This window comes from Nostoc sp. NOS(2021), assembly GCF_017115025.1.
Classification (GTDB): domain Bacteria; phylum Cyanobacteriota; class Cyanobacteriia; order Cyanobacteriales; family Nostocaceae; genus Nostoc.
Window position 1 is genome coordinate 1 of sequence record NZ_JABXKM010000280.1, and the last position, 22,034, is coordinate 22,034.

The 22,034-nt window shown below is 40.9% G+C and carries 18 protein-coding genes; 4 read left to right on the forward strand and 14 right to left on the reverse strand.

Annotated features, from left to right (window positions below):
• Positions 1–25: 25 nt before the first annotated feature.
• Complete coding sequence (locus HWQ41_RS27710; RefSeq protein WP_292770274.1) at positions 26–1,750, reverse strand: ATP-binding protein; 1,725 nt, start codon at positions 1,748–1,750, stop codon at positions 26–28.
• 1,000 nt (positions 1,751–2,750) lie between these two features.
• Between HWQ41_RS27710 and HWQ41_RS27715 the strand changes: the two genes are divergently transcribed.
• Positions 2,751–3,188 (forward strand): CAAD domain-containing protein, encoded by a 438-nt coding sequence (locus HWQ41_RS27715; protein ID WP_196511340.1) that lies wholly within the window; start codon positions 2,751–2,753, stop codon positions 3,186–3,188.
• 285 nt (positions 3,189–3,473) lie between these two features.
• On the opposite strand, the gene HWQ41_RS27720 is transcribed toward HWQ41_RS27715, so the two are convergent.
• Both HWQ41_RS27720 and HWQ41_RS27725 read right to left on the reverse strand, forming a co-directional pair.
• Positions 3,474–4,643, reverse strand: coding sequence for an S-layer homology domain-containing protein (locus tag HWQ41_RS27720; protein WP_292770278.1), 1,170 nt, complete (start codon positions 4,641–4,643; stop codon positions 3,474–3,476).
• Positions 4,644–4,775: 132 nt separating this feature from the next.
• Complete coding sequence (locus tag HWQ41_RS27725) at positions 4,776–5,540, reverse strand: Uma2 family endonuclease (RefSeq protein WP_292770280.1); 765 nt, start codon at positions 5,538–5,540, stop codon at positions 4,776–4,778.
• A gap of 241 nt (positions 5,541–5,781) precedes the next feature.
• Here HWQ41_RS27725 and HWQ41_RS27730 point away from each other — a divergent pair, with 241 nt between their 5' ends.
• Positions 5,782–7,140 carry an ATP-binding protein gene (locus tag HWQ41_RS27730; RefSeq protein WP_292770282.1) on the forward strand — a complete coding sequence of 453 codons (1,359 nt, stop codon included), beginning with the start codon at positions 5,782–5,784 and terminating at the stop codon, positions 7,138–7,140.
• A gap of 123 nt (positions 7,141–7,263) precedes the next feature.
• Here HWQ41_RS27730 and HWQ41_RS27735 read toward each other — a convergent pair whose 3' ends face one another.
• The 8 genes from HWQ41_RS27735 to HWQ41_RS27770 all read right to left on the reverse strand — a co-directional run bounded on the left by HWQ41_RS27735 (position 7,264) and on the right by HWQ41_RS27770 (position 15,766).
• Positions 7,264–7,491, reverse strand: coding sequence for a hypothetical protein (locus tag HWQ41_RS27735; RefSeq protein WP_292770284.1), 228 nt, complete (start codon positions 7,489–7,491; stop codon positions 7,264–7,266).
• 196 nt (positions 7,492–7,687) lie between these two features.
• On the reverse strand, positions 7,688–9,187 hold the full coding sequence (locus HWQ41_RS27740) for a glycosyl hydrolase family 57 (protein ID WP_292770286.1): 1,500 nt from the start codon (positions 9,185–9,187) through the stop codon (positions 7,688–7,690).
• A gap of 220 nt (positions 9,188–9,407) precedes the next feature.
• Entirely contained in the window at positions 9,408–9,569 is a 162-nt protein-coding gene (locus HWQ41_RS27745) for a hypothetical protein (protein WP_292770288.1), read from the reverse strand.
• Positions 9,570–9,685: 116 nt separating this feature from the next.
• Entirely contained in the window at positions 9,686–10,558 is an 873-nt protein-coding gene (locus HWQ41_RS27750; protein WP_292770290.1) for an SDR family NAD(P)-dependent oxidoreductase, read from the reverse strand.
• Between the two features lie 611 nt (positions 10,559–11,169).
• Positions 11,170–11,394 carry a hypothetical protein gene (locus HWQ41_RS27755; protein WP_292770291.1) on the reverse strand — a complete coding sequence of 75 codons (225 nt, stop codon included), beginning with the start codon at positions 11,392–11,394 and terminating at the stop codon, positions 11,170–11,172.
• A gap of 45 nt (positions 11,395–11,439) precedes the next feature.
• Complete coding sequence (locus HWQ41_RS27760; protein ID WP_292770293.1) at positions 11,440–13,584, reverse strand: peptidase domain-containing ABC transporter; 2,145 nt, start codon at positions 13,582–13,584, stop codon at positions 11,440–11,442.
• A 985-nt stretch (positions 13,585–14,569) separates the two neighbouring features.
• Positions 14,570–14,845, reverse strand: a complete 276-nt coding sequence (locus HWQ41_RS27765) for a hypothetical protein (RefSeq protein WP_292770295.1) — start codon at positions 14,843–14,845, stop codon at positions 14,570–14,572.
• 696 nt (positions 14,846–15,541) lie between these two features.
• Complete coding sequence (locus tag HWQ41_RS27770; protein WP_292770297.1) at positions 15,542–15,766, reverse strand: hypothetical protein; 225 nt, start codon at positions 15,764–15,766, stop codon at positions 15,542–15,544.
• Here HWQ41_RS27770 and HWQ41_RS27775 point away from each other — a divergent pair.
• Complete coding sequence (locus HWQ41_RS27775; RefSeq protein ID WP_292770300.1) at positions 15,765–17,099, forward strand: HlyD family efflux transporter periplasmic adaptor subunit; 1,335 nt, start codon at positions 15,765–15,767, stop codon at positions 17,097–17,099. The two genes, HWQ41_RS27770 and HWQ41_RS27775, sit on opposite strands and share 2 nt — an antisense overlap.
• A gap of 49 nt (positions 17,100–17,148) precedes the next feature.
• On the opposite strand, the gene HWQ41_RS27780 is transcribed toward HWQ41_RS27775, so the two are convergent.
• Together HWQ41_RS27780 and HWQ41_RS27785 are read right to left on the reverse strand one after the other, a co-directional pair.
• Positions 17,149–17,943 carry a hypothetical protein gene (locus tag HWQ41_RS27780; RefSeq protein ID WP_292770301.1) on the reverse strand — a complete coding sequence of 265 codons (795 nt, stop codon included), beginning with the start codon at positions 17,941–17,943 and terminating at the stop codon, positions 17,149–17,151.
• A gap of 551 nt (positions 17,944–18,494) precedes the next feature.
• The gene (locus HWQ41_RS27785; RefSeq protein ID WP_292770303.1) at positions 18,495–20,198 is read right to left on the reverse strand and encodes an alpha/beta hydrolase; all 1,704 of its coding nucleotides are present in this window, start codon (positions 20,196–20,198) and stop codon (positions 18,495–18,497) included.
• Positions 20,199–20,572: 374 nt separating this feature from the next.
• On the opposite strand from HWQ41_RS27785, the gene HWQ41_RS27790 reads away from it, so the two are divergent.
• A complete protein-coding gene (locus HWQ41_RS27790) occupies positions 20,573–20,773 on the forward strand; it encodes a hypothetical protein (RefSeq protein ID WP_292770305.1) in 201 nt (66 codons plus the stop codon).
• A gap of 12 nt (positions 20,774–20,785) precedes the next feature.
• On the opposite strand, the gene HWQ41_RS27795 is transcribed toward HWQ41_RS27790, so the two are convergent.
• Entirely contained in the window at positions 20,786–21,709 is a 924-nt protein-coding gene (locus HWQ41_RS27795) for an ion channel (protein ID WP_292770307.1), read from the reverse strand.
• Positions 21,710–22,034: the final 325 nt, after the last annotated feature.

The following is a 22,034-nucleotide window of genomic DNA, read 5'->3' on the forward strand; positions in this document are numbered from 1 at the left end:
CCATGCCCCATGCCCCATGCCCCATTCAATCCTGCACAGTCATTGGCAGACGAATAGTGAAAGTAGAACCGACTCCCGGCTGACTTTTGACAATAATCTCACCACCCATCATCTCGCAAAAGTGGCGGCTAATTGCCAACCCCAGTCCCGTACCTCCATACTTTTTCGTAGTCGAGGTATCACCTTGTGTAAAAGGTTGAAACAACTGCTGCTGTTGACGGTGAGACATACCTATACCTGTGTCGGTAACGGTAAAAGTAATGTTGCCCAAAGGAGCCTCTGGTCGAAATTCATCCTTTTCTCTGTTGACTGTCAGCGTCACCTTGCCGTTTGTAGTGAATTTACTGGCGTTGCTGAGTAAGTTTAACAACACCTGCCGCATCCTAGTCTGATCGGCGTACATAGTGCCAAGTTGCTCATCAAAATCCACTTCTAAAACATTGGCATTTTTTTCTATCGCTGGTTTGACTGTGAGAACAACGTTATGAATCAACGTCGCAATCTCGAATGTCTCTGGATAGAGGGTCATTTTCCCTGCTTCAATTTTTGACAAGTCGAGGATTTCGTTAATCAAGTGCAGCAGATGCTTACCAGCAGCGTTAATTGTTTCTAAGTCTGTGATAAAGTCTGCCGATAAACCAAGATCGGTGGCGTCGTCTTCTAGAAGTTGGCTCAAGCCAATCACAGCATTTAATGGTGTGCGTAATTCGTGGCTGACATTGGCCAAAAATACGCTTTTTGCCTTGCTAGCAGCTTCGGCTAATTCTTTAGCTTGTTGTAGTTCTTTTGTTCGCTCAGATACTCGCTCAATCAGACGATTTAGAGATTTGGCGAGTAGGCCAATTTCATCTTCAGTGGTGACGGGCGCTCGCAAATCGAAATTAGATTTTCTGGCAACTTGCTCTGCTACTTGGGTGACAATAATAACTGGTTCAGCGATCGCCCGACTGGTACGCCAAGCTACAATAGCTGCGATCGCTACCGAAACCAGCATACTCACGATCACGATGAATCGCTCAACTATTCTCGCCTGCTCAACCGCTTTTTGCCTTTCTTGCTCTTGATCTTCAGCAGTTTGCAGGATGTTAGTCAAGTTTTGCGAAAGCTGGTCTAGCCGCACGGCTGTTTCACCACGCATAATTATTAATAACTGCGATCGGGCAGAAGAAATTTGCTGAGGCTGCACTTGTCGGGAGTCAATTTTCTGTAAGACGACCTCGATTTGGTCAACGTAAGCTTTTAAATTAGTCTTGTAATCCAGCAATAACGTCTGTAAAGTCGAACTTGTTGCTGCTAGTCTTTTAGGTTTACTATCGATAAATCCGGCAATTTTTGACTCTAATTGTTTAGCTTTTTCAACATTCTTCAGAAAATCGGCTTTTTTGCTTTGTAGCTGTTGTGAATTTTCCAATACAGCAACTAAGTTAGAGCTATGTAATTGCGCCCCGACTACTGCATCTTTATAATTACTCAGTAGTTGTCCTTGTTCATAGGCTTGATTGAATTGCCTAACTTCCTTTCCCCGGTAGTAGTTGGCGATCACTAACCCAGTCAGTGAGCCAAAAAAGCCAATTCCGATAGCTACAAAGTACCCATAGCCAATTTTTTGATGGATGCGCCAAGAACTGGCTTTGAGTTTCCCTCGTGAGGGAAATTCTATGGTTGGGAGTTCGTCTGTCGATGGCTCTTCGGCTGACACTTTTTTGCTTTCTGAACTGTTGTCGATAGGGGTTGGCTTTTGAGTTGGCATTTCTCAAATCTCCTTGCCTTCCCGCAAAAATCACCAAATCAGTCTAGCTTGTGCAAATACTTCAATTGGCGATTAATATCTAGATTATCTTCTTTTATAGCAAGAGCAAATCATTACTTACTAGATAATTAGCATAACCTTATATAGGATGAGTGGTTTTGATCGCAATGCTGCTAAGTATACTTACTGAGGGCGAACAGAATTCACTTTTTTCAGCAGCAAGGAATAATTTCCTGAACTAAAGACCTGTCTGAGACCGTCTCCTCCTGATCACACCACTTTCCTCAATATACAGTTGATAGCAATGAGTTATTGCCATCACCTATCCCACTACTCTACCTTACTGCTTCCTTATAAAATTAATACAATCAGGAAAAAACAAAAGCTTTGACATTTATTTGTTGGGCATTGGGCATTGGGCATTGGGGAAAGACTTGCTGCAACCTTACTCCTCTGCTCCTCTGCCCCTCATCCCCATCGTCTTCCCATTCCCCAGGCACGTTTATCATAAAAGAGGTTAAAAGTCTAGTCTATGTGAACACACAAAAACTTTTATTACGTATTAATATTAATACCAATGCGTTAATTGACGAACGCGGCTTAAGATAGCTTTAATATCAGATAAAATCGGCTTTTAGGCTTATATAAATGAGAGGTGGACTGATTTTTGCATGATTTGTACTTGGATTTAGTACGATTATGAGCAAATGACACGGAATGGGATAATCACAACCTGAGGATTCCAGTTAATGCAAAAAAATAGAACTCAGAAACCTGATTATAATACATGCTGTTGCCTTCTGAGTTCTATCCTGCTGACTGTCTACCTTGTAGTTGATGCAGTAGATATTACGGGGCAATTATGGTTATAGGACACTAAAACCGTTTTGTGCCCTTCAACCAATTGTACTGATGCACTTGTGCATTACCTAATCAACAGCCTTTTGGTTGTAATTATCCAGATTAGAAAAACTCAACTGTCAAATTTATGGGAGTGAAAATGCCAGAACAAGAATTTACCGAAACCGCATCCAAAGAGACTACAGTGGCAGAGATCAACAACCAAACAGGAACCATCACCAAACTTCAGCCTCCCGCACAGTCTCAAGATGAATGGCTAAAATACGGAGAGCAAATTTCTAGCTTTTTAGCAACATTACCAGAATATTTGGGAAGCTTCTTTAATCAATATAAGCAACCCCTGGTAACTGTTGGTTTAATTGTGGGATCAATTGTTGGGGTTAAAGTACTCTTGGCAATATTAGATGCTTTGAATGATATCCCCTTGGTAGCACCTACTTTTGAGTTGATTGGTATTGGTTACTCTGCTTGGTTTGTTTACCGCTATTTACTCAAAGCCTCAACCAGAAAAGAGTTAACTAGTGAAATCACCACTCTGAAATCACAAGTGGTCGGTAAACAAATTCCAGAAGCTTAATATCTAATTATCGCTTCTCTAGGAGACGCTAGGCGTAGCTTAGGGACTGACAAGAAATAAATTAATTATCCATCTTGTGGGGTGGGCATCCTGCCCGCCCCACAAGATGGGACGGGTGTTCGCGTAGCGGCACGTAGTGCGGATACCCATCCCACAAGAAAATTTGGGATGTTTTTTATTTGTCAGTCCCTTATTCCTGTATAGGAGTACGCTCTAATTCCAAATCATCGAAGTCTGATCGCCGGAAGTCGGTGATCAGACTTCTCTCAAAATTCTCTACGAAGTTCATTGAGACGAGCCTCCGGCGGACAATTTAGCTTTTGGGTTCGGTTTTGGAGTCTGCGAAAGTTCTGGAGATATTTTGGGCGATGCCTGGGTTGGGCGTAGATGCAGCACTATACTTTGAGATGGAATTGCTTCTAACTTGCCACGTTTTACTAAAGCTTGATGAATCATCGCCGCCACTTCAGCCCGACTAGCTACTTTGTTGGGATCAAGAATTTGTGGATTTGGATAGTTAACTACCAGACCATTGGTTGTAGCAGTGGCTATTTTGTTAGTAGCATAGGTTGGAATATCTTTAGCATCTTTATAGACACTTAAAATCTGATTTGGGGAAGTGGGTGCTTTCAAATTCAACCCACTAACAAGGGCAACTAAAACTTGCACTCGCGAAATATTTTGTTGTGGTTTGAAGGTTTTTTTCGGGTAGCCTTTGAGAAATCCAGCACTGATGGCTTGGTCAATTGCTGGAGTTGCCCAGAATTTTGCTGATACATCTTGAAATGCGATCGCAGTCTTAGACGGTTCTTGGTCAAAAGCTTTTTGGAGTATGGCAGCAAATTCGGCGCGGTTTACAGGCTGATTTGGTCTAAAAGAATAATCAGGAAACCCCTTGAGAATACCACGGGAAGAAAGAACGTCAATAAAACGCCGACCCCAAAAGTTATTGGGCACATCGTTAAATGCAATTGGCGGTGGAATGATTGATTTTGGTTTTGCCGGAGTTACTAAAGGCAATGCTGATGATCTAATTGATGACTCAAGTCCTACTGAAGAGGGTACAGGTGTCTGTGGTTGTGGGGATTGAGTTGGGATTACCTGAGCAGATGGTAACACTACGCGGTCAGGAGTTGCGTTGTTAGTCGGGAATGAAGGGGTCTTGGGTTCAACAACAGCTTCAGGTGGAGAATAGGGCAAAACGTTGTTGGGGACTGCATTTGGTTCTACCTTGGGAGTAGGGGAGGGCAATACTTGATTTGGTTGAACACTACCAGACGGAGTGGAAGAAGGCGACAGCAGCGCGTTTAAGTTCCAGCTAGAATCCCTGCGGGACAATGACCAAAAAAGAATCGCTCCGATAGTGGTGAAGGCAACCAAAATGGCTATAAATTCATCAAAGCCAAGGGCAGTTTTTTGGGATGACTCCGGTTCGGAAGGAGGTTTATTTGTCATCGTGATTACCCTGATAGCAGTAAAATTTGTGTCTAAACAAATTAAGCCACAGATGGCTCTTTTACACCACCTCTTTTTAATTCGTAATTCGTAACAAAAATATTAGGTTTCTGGTTCAACGCCGAGCGATGTCTAACGACAAGCCGCTCCGCGTCTACGCAATTGGGCAGCTAGGCGATCGGCTCTTTCGCTTTCCTGTTCTGCTCTTTCATCGCCACTCAACAACAAATTACCTTGTAAATCCCACCAACGCAGCCAGGGTAATTCCACATTCTGATAAACTCCTAGCCAAATGCCTAATTCAACACCCAAAGAAACTATGGGATAATGTCCTCGTTCATTTGCTGGTAACACCTGATACTGTCCTTCAATCAGATGATAAATTTGTATACTGGCTTTACTCACTTCATAAATGCCGTAGAAGGGAGGACGAATCACCTGCTCATAAACCCAAAATTTACCCTTCCAAGGAGTTTTATCGCGTTCTTCTGCACCATTGCCAGAGACAAATTCTAAGACAATCAACGGGGCAATAGACTCTTGCCAGAATACATAAGAACGTCGCGTTTGCCCATTCAGCAAAAAGGGTACATTTGGTACATAAAACCAATCCGGTGCTTCTGCTCCTTTTTCAGGGGGATCAGTCAAGCGCCAGTAAATGCCTAAGTCCTGACCGATACAATATTCACCTTCAGGATTTAATTGCTTGAGAACGGGTGTAATCGAGTCAGTCAGCAGGATGCTTTGGGGATGCTCTTGCCAATTTTTCGCGCCAGTTCGCACAACGGGGGGAACCCCCGCAAGCGACTGGCTTACAAACGTGCCATTAGACTCAGGAAGCTGGGTATGGTCGGGGAAAGGGGTGAGGGCGGTGGGTGGATTGGTTGTAGAGGTCATAACGCTACCTTTGCACTCTTTGTAAAGGTTGTTTTTAGTTTAGCTTGCGATCGCTCTCTAAATATTCTCCACCCAGATGATAAATCGCACACCAGTTGCTTCCAGTCGCCTGAGAAGGATTTTCACCTTGACAGAACACTAATCCTAATAGATACGTAAACCGAAACCGGATTTTGAGAGTGACAGAATGTAAAATATTAACTTATTGTTTACCTAATATTTGTAAAAATCAGGGTGTCTAGTGCCAGAAGAATTCAGTTACCAAATCTCATCGCCATTTTTGTCTCTTGGTAGCGATCACGATCTCGATGTAGAGTCAACCCTCCAAGAACTACCAATGTACAACTTCCCAGTGGAAATCAACCGCACTGGTATGGAAGTGGCTAGTTTTTTGGAAAAATACCCCCTGCTACCAGGAGTAATTTTGGTAGAACAGGGAAAGTTCATTGGGATGATTTCGCGGCGGCGATTGCTGGAATTTTTGATTCGCCCCTATGGACAAGAGTTATTTGTTCAGCAACCATTAGCCGTTCTCTACAGCTATGCGCGGATACCGATTTTGCTGCTTGCTGATACAACATCGATTTTAACTGCGATGCAACTTAGCTTAAAGCGATCGCCAGAATTATTAGCAGAACCAATTGTAGTACAAACAGAATCTGGTGCTTATAGATTGTTAGATGTACAAGAATTGAATATTATTTCTTGGCAAATTCGGGGAATCGACAATCTGGTACGGTATGAACGTAGCCAAGCCCAAATAATTCAAAATGATAAAATGGCAAATCTGGGACGTTTGGTAGACGGCATAGCGCACGAAATTTTAGACCCAGTGGGTTTTATTTGGGGTAATATAATTTATGTCTCAACCTACAGCCAAGATTTACTCAAGCTGATAGCGGCTTACGACCAAGAGTTACCATCAGCTTCCCAGGCAATAAATCAGATTAAAGAAGAGATTGAATTTGATTTTTTAGAACAAGATTTGTCGCGATCGCTTGCTAGTATCCGCACTGGAGCGGAAAGATTAAAAAAACTTGTCACCAGCTTACAAAACTTCTGTCATATCGATGAGCTTTATCCCAAACCAGTAGATTTGCACGCCTGTATAGATAGTGTGGTTTTATTAATTAATAGCCGTCTTCAAGGAGAAATTGAAATTGTAAAATACTACGGTCAATTGCCGCCAGTGTATTGCTTTATGGGGCAGTTAAATCAGGTTTTGATGAATATTTTAAGCGAAGCTGTGGATACTTTACTAAATGAAGCAGTCCGACAGCAGTTGCATGTAGAAGATACAAAGACTGTTCAAAAGCCCCGAATTGAGATTACTACACAAGTAATTTCACAGGAAGCAAGCAACCCAGATGCACCAGATTCTCGCTGGATCTTAATTCGCATTGCTGATAATAGCCTTGGAATGTCTGAGGAGGTACAACAGCAAATTATGGAGTCTTTTTCTCTTGAAACAAAGACTGGTAAAAATACTAGTTTAGCCGTAAGTTATCGAATTATCACAGTCAGACATGGCGGTAAATTAAATTTACGTTCCCAGCTAGGTGTAGGCACTGAATTTGAAATATTGTTACCTCTGGTGTAGCAACATATATTTATAAAAGTGACCCACATATTAACATTTTTTTACATAAACAATTGCTCAAATACTGATTTTTAAATCCGCATGGAATATGGTTAAAATTAAATTTTTATAAGTTTAATCGACTTAGATAGTATTTGAGGCTTCCCACTCATGCAAAGAAACTTGAAACTCTCTATTAACTTCTTCCATAGCTAACTTTTCTGTTTCAAAATAGCCAATTTCTAAAGTTTCTCCGGCTTGTGATACATCGAAACGGTAAAAGCCAGAATCTGTTGTATATTGCACAATTCTAATTTCTTTAGGTGGATCTAAGAGGATGTTTGAAAAGTATTTCGCTGTGATTTTAGGCACTTATTGATCCCCCCTAACCCCCCTTTTTAAGGGGGGAACCGGAATCAAAGTCCCCCTTTTTAAGGGGGATTTAGGAGGATCTAGAACGTTTTTATACCTACAATAGGACTTTTAAAACATCCTCTAAGTCTTTTTCTATCCCATCTATACATATACGTCGATATATGTTTCATTCCCTCACCTGAATTCTTTATTATTAAAGTATCGTTTGCAGCAAGCTTTCGCCACGTTGGTAAATTTCCCGTGCATAGTCAGTCCAAGCGCCTTGTCCCCAATAACGAAAACAACTGGTTTGCAGCAAAAGGTTATGTAGGAGAACGTTACGATAATGAGATTGTCTGGTTACAGGTTCTGCTGAGTCAACTTGTTGTAATGTATCAACCTTTTGATGGAATAAACTGCTTAATTGATACATGGGAGACAACACATTTTCATATCCTTTTACCCAACTGATATGATTTGTCCAGGAGGCTCCATCCAGATGAAAATTAGAGTTGATTTGCTTTAATTCTTGAATGGCATTCTCTACAGCTTGCGGTTGAATATTATCTGGTGAAACTCGCTCCCAAATTTGATGTTGTCCCACTGGCTGACAAGTTGGATAGTCTTCAGGTTTGCATCCAGCAGCTTCTATTAATTCTAAATATTCTGTACCACACATCCCCACAACACCTGATTTTCCTCCCCCGTTATTGACCATATCCCACCAAGCTTGTTTAAAAGCGCTAGGAAATTCATTCATCATCACACCACCATTTTCACCATCTCCAATTTGGCTAACTATTGGTGGCACAAATACACTGCAAATTTGTTGTTTGGATAAAGTTTTAGCTTCATAATAAGGCTGCATTTGGGCGACTAATTTAGTATCCGAACCTTGGGTTTTAATTAAGGCAGTAATGCTAATTGTTTCGCCTTGAGAATTGCGGGCAATCAGACGATGTGGTAAATGTTTGTGAGTAAGAGATTGACCGTTAATTGTTTCTACAGAATGTTCTTGAACAAGTAGCCAGCGATATCCACATTCTTTCAGCGCTTTCACAAATTCAAAGAGAGCATCAGGGTGATTTGGGAGGTGCATTTCTGGCGGCGAAAATCCTTTGACTCGTGCTAGTGCTTCCCAGCCAAAAATTGCCGCAAAGTGATGTTGCCATGCAACGATCTGCAATTTAATATCTGCTATGGGTGTGGAAGGAATAACTGCATGGCTCCACATTGTACCCAGCCATTCTACATAAGGTTGGTAGGTGCGATCGCAAGTGATGCGTTTAAGATTATCGAGAACATCACCGCGTCCCATTTGCCGCAGTCCCCACAAAAGATTACCTGAGTAATCCAACATCACACGGGGATTGCAACCTTGATTGACGAGTTCGGGGATCAAGTCTCCCATGCGGCTGTAACAATAAGCAAAAGCATCTGCATTGTGGTTATCCCCCTCATTGGGATGTTCAAACATATATTGCAGATTGCTGATCAGTGTACCACCATTTCCAGCAGGTATAGTTGGCTGATGCATGTGTAAGGCGATCGCAAACACAGCATTTACATCTTCTAAGCGGATATTTGTTGTTGGTAAAAATACTGGTTTATCATGGTTAACTACAGAGAGAATCTCTGTTTCCCAACCAGAAATATTCGGTAAGCCATCAATGATTTCGGGCAAAGGAGTGAGAGTTGGAGGGAAGGAAAGCATTTTTGGTTGCTCCGAAATAAGTTATATCTATAAAATTTGCGTGAGTATCTAATAGCACCTGACTCAGTATAAATACAATAAATACCCTGAGCCATAACATTTTTGATTTGGTGATTTTCAGTAACTGCGAACTCAGGCAAGTCTAGTAATCATCGGTGCAGTCTACCCAGATATTCGCATCTTTGTGTTCTACTGATTGATAAAGTTTGTTTACCGTCTGTTAATACCCAGATTTAGTCAGAAATTTATGATCAGCATGATTCAGCCCTTTTGGCAAAATATTAAGTCCATACTGCTGACCTTGATTGGGATGCTGATTGCCGATGTCTGGAGTTAGAAGCTGATTGAGTTGGGTTGGGTAAGGATTGCTGATTGCGGTCAATCTAGTTAATTTGGTCGGGAACTCCCATTTTTACCTTAAAGGTAAAGGCAATTGACCGCAGAAGAGGAGGCGATCGCGTCAAAAAATTTAGGACTTATGTGCAGACACACCAGAAATCATATTCTTGACAAGAACAAATCACCGAAACGATGGATTCTCGTCAAAAAACTCAGTTTCGGGATCAGCTTGTTCAGTCTTTCACGAGGCTGTTGTTTTGTTGATGCTGGCGGAGTTGCTATTCGTAAAATTAGCTCTAGCAACCAGGGAGCAAGGCGTTGACATAACACGGCTAAATGACTTTGCCATCCGACTAAAATTTCTGGTGAATCATTTTGCATTCCAGTGACGAGTGCTTTAGCCACTTGCTGGGGAGTCATGGGGATCACCCAGCGAAATAATTTTAAGTCGCGCATCATGTCTGTGTCTGTGAGGGAAGGCAGTAATGCGATCACGCGGATATTATAGTCAGCTAGTTCGCGCCGCAAGGCTTGGGTAAATCCCAAAATTGCAAACTTGGTAGCTGAGTAAGTCGCCATCGTCGGTGCTGCTACTTTCCCCATCAGACTCGATACATTAACAATTGTTCCTTGTCTTTGGCTGGCCATGCGTCGAGCAATCAGACTAGTGAGGTTGTACATTCCGAACAAGTTCACAGAGAGTTCTTCTTGAACTTGGGGCATTTTAGATTGCAAAAACGAGCTTTGGTATGCAACTCCCGCACAATTAACTAGCAAATGAATCTGTCCGTAATTGCGCCATAGTTGGGCAACAGCGATATTCACTTCAATTGTCTGCGTCAAATCTAATGGCACGATCGCTGTTTGTGTACCCATCGCCTCGATTTCGTTGGCTACCTCGACTAACTTTTGGCGATCGCGTGCTACCAATATCAGCCGCTTGATGCCTTGTTGCGCTAGTTCGAGGGCGATCGCTCGTCCAATCCCACGCGAAGCCCCTGTAATTAGGGCTACTTTACCTTGAATCTCCATTGGTTTTATCCTCCAAAATTTAAGTCTTACTAAACTCTTCGTTATTGCCGATATACACAATCAAGAGCTACTCGCTTGTCGGCACAAGGTAAGACAAATAATCATCGCAATTGAAATCAAACCCAAACGAAGCCTTTAGCAACGAGATATTTCTTGGTTAATCTGCAATCCCTCATAATTGTCTATACGAGGCAGAAATTTCTCGTTTTGAACCCGTCAAAGCCTAACACACTTGGCTGAATGGGTATAGCTCATAGATTTTATTTCTCCTAGATCCGAGCGTTCATCAGCATCGTTGTCATACACACGTTAGCAATTAAATCAAGGTATTGCAATATTCTTTAATCAGGATTTCTTAATACTTCTTAACGACAAGTATATATATAGAAAAGATTTTCTTAAATAAGTTTTTATTAATACCTCAGTACAAATATCTCAATTTCCTGACAATTAAGCTCTGTTTTGGGAAATTGTGATACGTAAGTCATAGGTAAGAAATAAAAAAGACATATAGGTTTTGGTTTAGGGTTGCAACACTTAGGTTTTTCAGGTATTTCGCAGACTTACACCAGTATATTTACTGGGTTATTTAAAATCAAGGTTTCTGATTTCTATTTTTTAAAATAATAGAAGAGAGTTAAATTATTGTCTTTGATGCAAATTACAACGGCATGTTTATCTGTCAAAACTTTAGGAAAAATTGTGACTTGTTTGCCTTTAGCTTTGAGTTCATCAAAGAAATGCTTGAGACTTGCCTGGTGTATAGCAAACTTAAACCATTCATGAACAATAAGATCCCCGACTTTTCTAAGAAGTCGGGGATCTAAGGCTTTCAATCTTCACAAATCAAATAAGATTGCTCTAGTTAAAACTCTGAGTAATTAAGGGTTTAAAAAGTCTAAATGGTTTCCTGGTTGGGCACGCAAATCTTCTACTGTCCCCTGAATTTGTAACTTGCCTTGATTTAGTAGCACGATCCAATCAGCGCGGGTGATTACTCTAGGACGATGGCTAATCAGGATCGTGGTTTTACCTTGGCGATGCAACAACAGTTGATCTAAAACTTGAGCTTCACTAACTGGATCGAGTCCAGCAGTTGATTCATCTAAAATCAGGACTGGTGGATCGTTAACAATCGCTCTTGCTATAGCCAGTCTTTGGCGTTGTCCACCAGAAATATTTGACCCAAATTCACCTAATACAGTTTGATATTTTTCAGGTAGTTTACTAATAAAATCGTCTGCCTCTGCAATTTGGCAAGCGTTGACAATTTGCTCAAAGGTGACGTGAGGAGAACCTAATCGGAAGTTTTCAACAATTGAGCGACTCCAAAAATGAGCGTCTTGAGGAACGAGAGCAACTTGTTGCCGCAAACAATCAAGGGCTAGGTCTTGCAGATTATAAATACCAATGCGAATATTGCCAGAAATAGGTGTATATAATCCGGCTATCAGTTTAGCAAGAGAACTTTTTCCACAGCCAGATGTACCAATTAGGGAAACAACTTTACCGCCAGGAATAGTTAGGGAAAAATCTTCCAGTAACTCTAACCTACCGGGGTAATGAAAGTTTAGATTTGTGCAAATAATATTAGCATTGCTAGGAATTTTAACAAAGGGTTTGTTAGTATCGCCTTGAGTTTCAGGTGTGGCATCAATAACTTCTGTTAAGCGTTCGATGGAAGTTTTGGCACGCGTTAATTCATCTATAAATCCGATCACAACACCAATGAATGCCAAAAAATTACCATTCATTGCGTTAAATGCCAGCAGTTGACCAATGCTGAGTTCCTTACTAATAACTAGGGTGCTGCCGAAACCAATCAAACTAACGCTGCCGATAGCATAAACTAACCCAGAGAAGATGTTATTAATAATTCCAATCTGAATTGTGCGGAATGTTTGATTTGCTAACCGACCAAATCGATTCTGCAATTCCTCCCAAAATTGCGGACCAGCAGTAGTGGTTTTGAGTGTCAGTGCGCCTTTAAAAGTTTCAACGAGAACACCTTGGTTTTCTGCGTCTAAGACTAATATACCTCTGACTTTCTGTTGAAGTGTAGGCAGAAAAACAACCGTAGATGAACTCATCACAATAGCAATCACAAAGCCTACCAAGGAGAGTTTCCAGCTATATAACAGCATGAAACTTAAAGAAACCACTGCAATAAAAAATTGGCTAGGCAGACTGATAACAATTTGGCTAACTAGCTGATTAATTTGTTGAATATCTTGCAATCTGCTAACAATCTCGCCACTGCGACGTGCTTCATAGTAAGTCAGAGGCAACCGCAGGATTGTTCTGGCAAATTCCAGAACTAGCCCTAACTCAAGCCGCTGGGCAAAATGAGCAATCAGATTAGATTGAAATAGTTGCAGACTACTTGACACAAGATTCATTCCCACAACGGCAATAATCACAGCGCCAAGCAGCTTAGTATCACCCCGAACCAGTACATCATCTGTCAGAATTTGAAGCAGGATTGGAGAAGTTAACGAAAACAGACCGATAATAATGGCGCACAGAAAAGCCTCGAATAGTATGCCTCGATAAGGCGATACACGCCGCAGAAAGCGCCCAAAACCTGCTACTTTATCATCCGGTTGAGCATAAAAACGAACCGAATCTGGCTCTAGCAAAAGCATCACCATATCCGGCCAAGCATCTATTAATTCTTTTTTAGAGACATAACGGATGTTAGCTGCTGGGTCGGCAACTATATATTTCTTGCCTTTCTGACCATACAAAACAACCCAGTGGTATCCTTTCCAGTGAATGATTGCTGGTAGTGGTGCTTGGTCTATTCGGTCTAATATTTCTTTTGATGCCCTGACCGAACGCGCATTAAAACCAAGTGACTCGGCTCCCCGCCTCAATCCCAACAATGTTGTTCCTAATTGCCCAGTGCCTACCGCTTCCCGGATGCGATTTAGTGTAAAATTACGCCGATAATGTTTGGCAATGGAAGCAAGACAAGCAGCTCCACAATCTTCTTCACTATGTTGTGTAACAACTTGGTATTTCATTTCAGACTCTAATACCCAATAACAACTCTAATAGTTCCAAATCACCTTGGACTATATCTGACTACACTAGCTAGACTATGTTTTGTTTGAAGTTTTATAATACCCAATAACATTGTCACAAAACCTAAAAAAATAGCAGGGTTTTGTCCCTGCGTGGTTAGAAATTTTACCAACAGTTTAGTTTTACTATCATATATATGTTCTATTGACACTCTCAGGTTTAACAATTCAAAATGACGCTTTCTACGAGACCCTAAAAGCGAACGCAGACTCGCTCTAAGCGAACGCGAGGCGTCTCTAAGAGTTGCTATGCCGTTCGCGCAGCGTCTCGTAGAGAAGGCTTTACGCTGCGCTAACAAAATTCAAACATTTTAGACATTTTCAGACGGGGATTTAAACCCCGACTGAAAATAACGCTACCTGTATTGTTGGGGTCTTAAACCCTTTGATTTATGATAAATAGAGTGAGATTCTAGCTTTAAGTTGCTAGTTGTTAGTTTTGAACTTTTTACAAAGCTGCTTTCAGTTAAGATAAAGATATGCCAACAGAGAAAACACCGGGACTCCAAACGAATAGACATACTTGCTTATTCGTTTGGAATAAGTGAGGTAAAAAGAGTTTCGTTATTCTTCACAAATTACTAGGTTGTGATGAATCTGGTTCATTTCTCAAATAGCAGCGCTTACTGCCTTATTTAACTACTCAAGGTGAGCAGTCAACTAGGAAAAGCACGACTTAAATTTATCAACAGTTGCGTAATGGCAACTGTTGATAGCCTTTGTTAACTTTGTTGAAGAAAAATAGGTGGGTAATAATAAACGTATGCTAGGATAACTGCGATAACCGACAAAGTTAATCGCTTGCCAAAAAGCAACTTAACCCGCTCCAACAGGGTAGTTTTTTTAAGACGCTTTATCCCAGTAAAGACGCGGTTAATCGTGTCTTTACGTTTATTCTTTCCCTTCTACTAAACCTCATTATTTACTAGCTACCAGATATGGCGTTGACAGCGGTTTGGGTGACAGTAGCGCCACTAGGAACACCAGTAGCATCGTTGACAGCGGTTTGATCGACAGTAGTGCCACTAAGAATACCAGCAGCCACGTTAAGGGCTACTTGTGTGATAATGGTGGGCTTGGCAGGGGTGACGGGTTTAGGAGGAGTCTTTACTGGTTTCCATGACTTCTTCCAAGGAGAGTTTCCACCAGACAAACTAGCTTCTTCGCTGGCGGTTAATGTGGTGAATAATGTGCTTTGCATAGTCTTAGTTCTCGCTTGATGATTGTTGGGTTTAAACGTCACTTCAAAGTAATAGATATACACGAAAAAAGTATATTTAGTAACTTTTTCTGTGCCGATACAAGTATTATACGACTCTTGCTCAAAAGGTCAAGCAAGTAATTCTTTAAGAAATATATATTACACCTCTTTAGAAAAGATACTACATAGTTAGTATTTATACAAATTTAATTAAAAATAAGTTTTTATTTATCAAGTATTGATATAAATATGACGCTCTAAAAGCGGAATTTTGCCAAAGAATGCATAAGTTAACTTTATCGCGTATTAATACTGATAATTCAACAGAAATGCCCATTTATAAAGATATAGTAAAGTAAATTGCAACATTTTTATACTAACTATGCTTAAAAAAATCTAGAGAACTCAAAGCTGGGATTCTGCCTTTCTAAATAAGTATTTGTACGTAAAAATACTTTTTTGCAACTATTTTATACAAATATAGTTTGAATTGATATAATTTCTTTTAATATAAAAGGCTTAAGTTTGCTTAATTATTGATTAATTAGAAAAAAGCTTCATTCAATATACAAAAATTTTGTACATAAATAAAGAAAGGATAAACTTTTAGATAAAAATCATAAAGATTTGGTGTTCGTAATAAAATCAGCTAATTATTATTTAGACTTAGCTGTATACAAACCTTGTATTTACATACTAACTACATACAGGCAAGGCAGTTATCAGTAATAGAAAAAAAGCCGCAGCTTTCGCTCTGGAGGGCGAAAACGCCAAAATGATGGGATTTTTGCCAAAAATATCATTGAAACGGAAGAGAGCTTTTATTTTTTCGATATCCCTAAATTTAGGTCGTGACGCTAACGCTAGGTAGATTTTTTTTGCTAGATTATTTACACAACCAAAATGTTTTTTAGCATCCATGCTTATTGACCCCCAACCAGAGTTTCTCCGCCTAGTCCAAAACGACGAATATCTTCCACCAATCAGCACCTGGACAAGGTTGGGTGGGATATTTTTAATTGGAAGTGTTGGCGCTATTTTCGGACTTACTAGTGTTATTGAATACAATGTAATCGTGAAGGCTGATGCTACTGTCCGCCCAACCGGAGAAATACGGTTAGTGCAAGCAGCAGCTGAGGGAACAATTATAAGCATCAAAGTGAAAGAAAATCAGGTTGTGAAAAAGGGAGATACGATCGCACTGATCGACAACTCCCAATTACAAACTAAAAAAAGCCAAATACTCGGAACTATCCAGCAGAATCAGTTACAACGATCGCAAATCGATGCACAACTCAAAGCCCTAGAAAATCAAATGACTGCTGAGTCCAATGCAATGGGACAGGCGATCACATCCGCAAAAGCAGACTTGAGTCGCAACAAAAGAGACTATGAAGATAAGCAAATCACTACTCAGAAAGACGTACAAGAAATAGAAGCCTCTGTTGAATTAGCTAAAGAGGAACTGAATCGATATCAGCAGTTGGGAAATACAGGGGCGATCGCCACTCTCGAAATTAAAGAAAAAGAAGAAGCTTTTAAAGCTGCTACTGCTAGACTCGAACGCGCTAAAGCTGGACTGAATCCCAGTGATGCTAATGTAGCGATCGCCCAAGAACGCATTGCCCAAGAATCGACAAAGGGTGAGTCTACCCTCGCTCAATTGAACAAAGAAAAAGAGGAAATCATCAGGCGTCAAGTTGAAATCCAAAACCAAATTAGCAGCGCTCAACAAGAACTTAAACAAGTCTTTACGGAACTGCAAAAAACTGTAATTCGTACCTCAGAGGCAGGTACTATCCTCAAACTAGAATTAAGAAATGCTGGGCAAGTTGTCCGTCCTGGGGATGTGATCGCTCAAATTGCTCCCAACAAAGCCCCTTTAGTAATCAAAGCCCGTATTGCCGCTTCTGATATTAGCAAAGTGAAGGTGTGTAAAGTCGTACAAGTAACAAAATGTCCAGAGGGGGAAGTAAAAATGCGGGTTTCTGCCTATCCGTACCCAGATTATGGCATCCTCGAAGGTGCTGTCAGAGGTATTAGTGCCGACGCAATTACATCTCAAGGTAATGGCAACGTTCCAATTGCGCCTTACTATGAGGTGACAATTGAGGCACAGAGACTTTATTTAAAAAAGGGCGATAAATCCTATCCTCTTCAAGCAGGGATGGAAATTACAGCTGAAATCATTTCCAAAAAAGAAACCCTACTAACATTTATTCTGAGAAAAGCAAGGCTGCTAACAGATTTGTAGGTTCCTTCCTGTATCCACGCCATTAAGAACCACTATAACAATTCCATATTCAGGCATTGTTCGCGTACCGTCTCGTAGAGAAGAGAGTTACATAAAAAGAGCAGCATCTTGCGTATTTTACCCCCGCAGTTGCTCCTCTTCCGTTGTGGCTCCGACTCCGATTTAATAATTGTTTAATTTTATATTCTTCAGCAAAATTAATAAGCATATCTACCAAGGCTGTAAACAGTTCAAAAATTTTATTAACTAATTCACAAGCTTGTTTGTGAATATATTCTGCTAAATGCATACTTGCAATAAATTCTTTTGTTTCATGAGAATGAACATTATGATCATTTTCAGCGAGTAAATGAGCATTTACAAAATATGGATACTCTCGATTAGTAAGAACTTTTAATTTTTGAGTGACTGGTGCAGTTATTGACAAAAAAAGATTCGAGATGGATTCTATCGACTCAATACCTACTAGCTTATAAATTGGATTAACTTGAAAACTTATTTGTCTACAAATCACTGTATGCTCACTCCAATTAAATTTTAAAGAGTCAGTGAAATTTAAAAATAGGTTAAGATTCAAGTATTCTAAATTATTTAAAAACCATATCCAATGATTCTCTTCTTCACGGATTTGTTTGTTAACAATATCTGGAATTGAGTTAACTGTTGCTTCTTGTAACCAAACAAACTTGTTTAAATCTCCATATCCCATTACAAAAAGTGCAAAACAAGGAGCAAAAGATAATCTTTGTATAAAATCAATGCTTTTATTTCCTAAAAACTCAAAGAAGGGTAATTGAGCAAATTTGGTTGATTCTTTTTCAATTAATGCAAACACTTTTTTCATGTTGAACTTTCACCTACAATCATTACTTGTTTACTATTGAAGTTCCTCAAGATAAGCTGTCGCGTCTTTAATTTTCTAGAGTGTTTTTGTTGCAACAAAGGTTTCAGAGCATAAAAAGTGCAAGTTAGAGGCGCGAGAGCTTAGTACCTGCTTACTTTACGGTGGGCGCACAAGTTTTATGCAGAGCCAGCCAATTCTTTACAAAAGTTCATAAAAAAGCTTTGCCTGATAATTGGACAGTGCAGTGTCTGTTGAGTTATCAGTTCCGCTCGTAAGTTTTATGCAGAGCCAGCCAATTCTTTACAAAAGTTCACTAACGGCGTTACAGTCAACGTTTTACCCTTATGCGTGGTTAGAGTTTTGTTTTGGTCGCTTGGGCATGGTGGTAAAGCAAACTTTTTATTACCTTTAAAGATAATGATAATCAAAAATAGAGTTAATAGGCTAGCTATTCTAGCCTATTAACCCTCTGCCCCCGCCCGATTATCATTTTTATGAAAAACATTTTGAGTATTTTAACTGATTGACAAAAAGCGCTTTATCCCAAATTTTCACGGATGGGTAGGGGTAGGTTGAAGATTTGATGGTTTAGGTGACTGGGGAATTGAGCCATTCCAAATTTGATTGAATTGATCTGCTGACAACGATTGTAAAAGACTGAGATTAAGCGGCTCTTTACTGATGAATTTAGCGTAGGAAGGCTGCAAATAGGAGCGGTATTCAGGGCGCTTGAGGAGATGGGTTTCCAAAAAAGCGACGCTAAGAGCGTTGAGATAGGAATAAACAGGAGCACGATCGGGGCCGAGCAAGGCAGGTGGCACAGGTAACACATCGTTTTGAGAAGTAGATTCTGCGATCGCCGAAAAGTGGGTGGCATTTTCAATCAAAACTAGATATTTATTGGGATCAGAAAGCCAGGTGAAGGGGCGAATTTGCTCAAATACAGGTGGAGCGAAAATATCTTGACTACCTGCTACCATCATTACCGGAATTTTAATTTGACTTATTCCGTTCTCACCCAAAATTGAACTGTCAATCGGATTAATCGCAATAATCGCCTTGATGCGATCGTCTTTGAGTTCGTAATTTTTCGGGGGTAACTCAATTGCTTGACACTGCAAAGCCAACGACAAATTAAAGGATGAATTATTAGGATTACAGTCTTGGCGGAGTTGGTTAAAGTTAATCTTTGCTCCTGCTAGAGTCAAAACAGTATAACCGCCCAAGGACTGACCAATCGCCCCAACTTGCTCAAAATTGAGTTTTCCTTGGAGAGTGGGATCGGATTTTTCCAGTCGTTCGAGTTCATCGAGTATATACTTAATATCCAAAGGTCGGTTGATAAATTCTGCTGCGTCTGGCGGCCCTGCCAAACCCGCAAAGTATTGCTGAAAGCGTTTGGCATTACTACCAGGGTGTTCCAGTACAGCAACGGCAAAACCATAGGATGCTAGATGTTGAGCCAGGTAGACAAAGGTAGAGCGGTCTTCGGCAATGCCATGAGAAATTACAATCAGGGGAAAGGGAGGCGACAGAGAGTTCTGAGTTGTCAGTTGTGAGTTTTGAGTTGCAGGCACATAGATATCCACGGGTAAACGGCGATTGCGAGAAACGTCATTTAGCTCGAAGGTTTTTTTCTGCCAGCGTAATTTTCCTGGCGATCGCAAATCTGGCATTTGGGAGAAGTCAGTAGTTGAATTGGCTGCTTGAGCGATCGCTTCTTTTTGAAGAGAGGCAACAACTTCATCCTTCTTTTTGAGCAATTGTGACAAGTCATCGACTATCCTTAGCCCTTCTGTGAAATTCACCCGTATAGTATTGCTAGGAAATTTCCGCAGCAAATTCACCACTGTTAAGCCTTTTTGATCAGCAGCAGCCAAAATCAAAGAGGCACGTATGGCATAGAAGCCATTCTTTCGAGACTCAGTGAGGAGTAATTTTCCCAGCTGTTGCATCAGCTGCTCGCCTATAGGTGAGTAGGTAACTTGAGATACTAGTGTAGGAGTGACATTGAAGCGTTGCTGGAGTAGATCCCGCAGTTGAGCGAGTTGTTGAGGAGTAGCACGATTAGCATAAAATGAAAAGTCTTGATCGATTTTGCCTTCTTTAGCAAAAGTTTCTAGCGAGTCCACGGATAAGTAGAATTCGCCGAAGGGAGGGTAATAAAAGCTAATGCGTTCAGCTCCCAATCCGGGAGTAGCAGTCAAAAAAGTAGATAGCAAACCTAAACCCAGGTATCTCAAAAATTTTTTCATTAGAAAAACCCACTGTCTAACCCTGCCAAAAAAGTTTGGGCGCAAAGGAAAGCGGGGCGGGATTTATGACCGCTTTCCTGTTTACACAGGCTACAAGCACAAGAAAGCAAGTACTTGCATCCATAGTTTCGCACATACGCAATAACCGACATTGAATTAAATTTCAGGATCGTAGGGGCACACAGCTTTTATTGGTGTCAACTTAACGTTAAATCAGCGGTTATAAACCTCGTCTACCAGGCTTTACCCGCTCCGTTCGCACAGATGTGATCCCCTAATTATTGTCCTGAATGATCAAAATATATGGGTAGCAAATTTTTGAGCCAAACAGCATCAGTAGAGCGATAATAGATATAGAGATCAAAATATGTTATATGTCCTTCTCCTCCGGTGCCTGTTGTGTTGTCGTCCTCAACCAACAACAAGAGCAAAATCAAAATATCTGCTACCAAAACCAGTGCCAGGATGTGCCAGTTAACCACAGCAAGAGCATGGTTAAAAGTTGCACTGTAGTTGAAAATGGTCGGGTTGTGGTTAAACCCTTACAACTACCACTCAATCAGACTTCCGAGTAACTTTCAGGCATTTTAACTCTTTTCATCTAAAGGGAAAACATCGTGGAAGCGGTTGTAATCAATGTAGCGATGTCCATCGGGTGTGTGGTGGAAGATATCGGCAAATTGATTGTTCCACAAAATCTCATTAGCACCATAAGTATGACGGGCATGGACAACCTGTGAAACCGTTTCATCAAGGCCACTCAAAGAGACGATCAGAATAGTATTTGTCTGGGTTAACGATTCTGGTGTCATCCCATATAGAGGACTAAACTCATCAATGACATGCATCACTGACCAGCTTAACGTGAAGCTAGGTGTTTGGTTCGTCAGCAGTTTGAGATCGTGGAACCGACGCATGAACTGCCCTTCTAGGGTTACTTCGTCGCGCATTAAGTAGACTCGCATCTGCGCCTCCAGAATTATATTGCGACGCTTATTAGCGCTGCGAAATACGAGAGTCGGCATCGCATTATGAGGTGTAATTACAGCAACACGGCTAAAGACCACACGGGCTGTAGGTCGGGAGAATCGAGCAAACGCTAGTCCTGTCATCACAGCAATTCCCACCAAACCGATCATTGCTTCAATGGTGACAATAATGTTGGCGTAAGTTGTTTTAGGATACATTGCCCCATAGCCGATGGATGCTAGGGTTTGCACGCTAAAGAAAAAGACATCTAAAAAAGAGCCAGGTTGGGCGTTGGCAATACAATCTCCTCCTATCAAGTAAGCTAGGGCAAATAGAGCATTAATAGTTATATAGGAAGTAAAAATCAGGATCAGAAAGGCAGTCCAGGGAATCGTTAGCAGTAGATGATAGGGATCGCGCCAGTAGGAATGCCATGCACCTATACCCATAATCTCAAATTTTCCATCTCGAACTTGAATCTGAATAGGTGGAATCAGACGCTGTTGTTTCTTCCGTGAAAGTTTCTTCAGTCGAAATCTCATTGCAAGTAGCCAAAAGAACGGCAACTGCTTAGTATTGTAAATTAAGTTGCTTTGGAGACATTCCACTTACCCGCAAGGGAACGGGAAACTTCACCTTTCTTTTCTTATAGCTATTTTCAGGTAAATAGACTAGCGGGGTAAGGGTACAGTAATGCTGTGCCCCTACGACAGATGTAGTTCAAACAAATGAAAACTGCTATGAAAGGGAACTCTTAACAGGGAAAATTAAGCCAGACACAAGGGGATTGGGTTTCAACCTAGCTTGCGATCCAAGGATTTTTTCGCCCACGAGGGGCGAAAGCGCGTAGCGGGACGAAGTACGGCT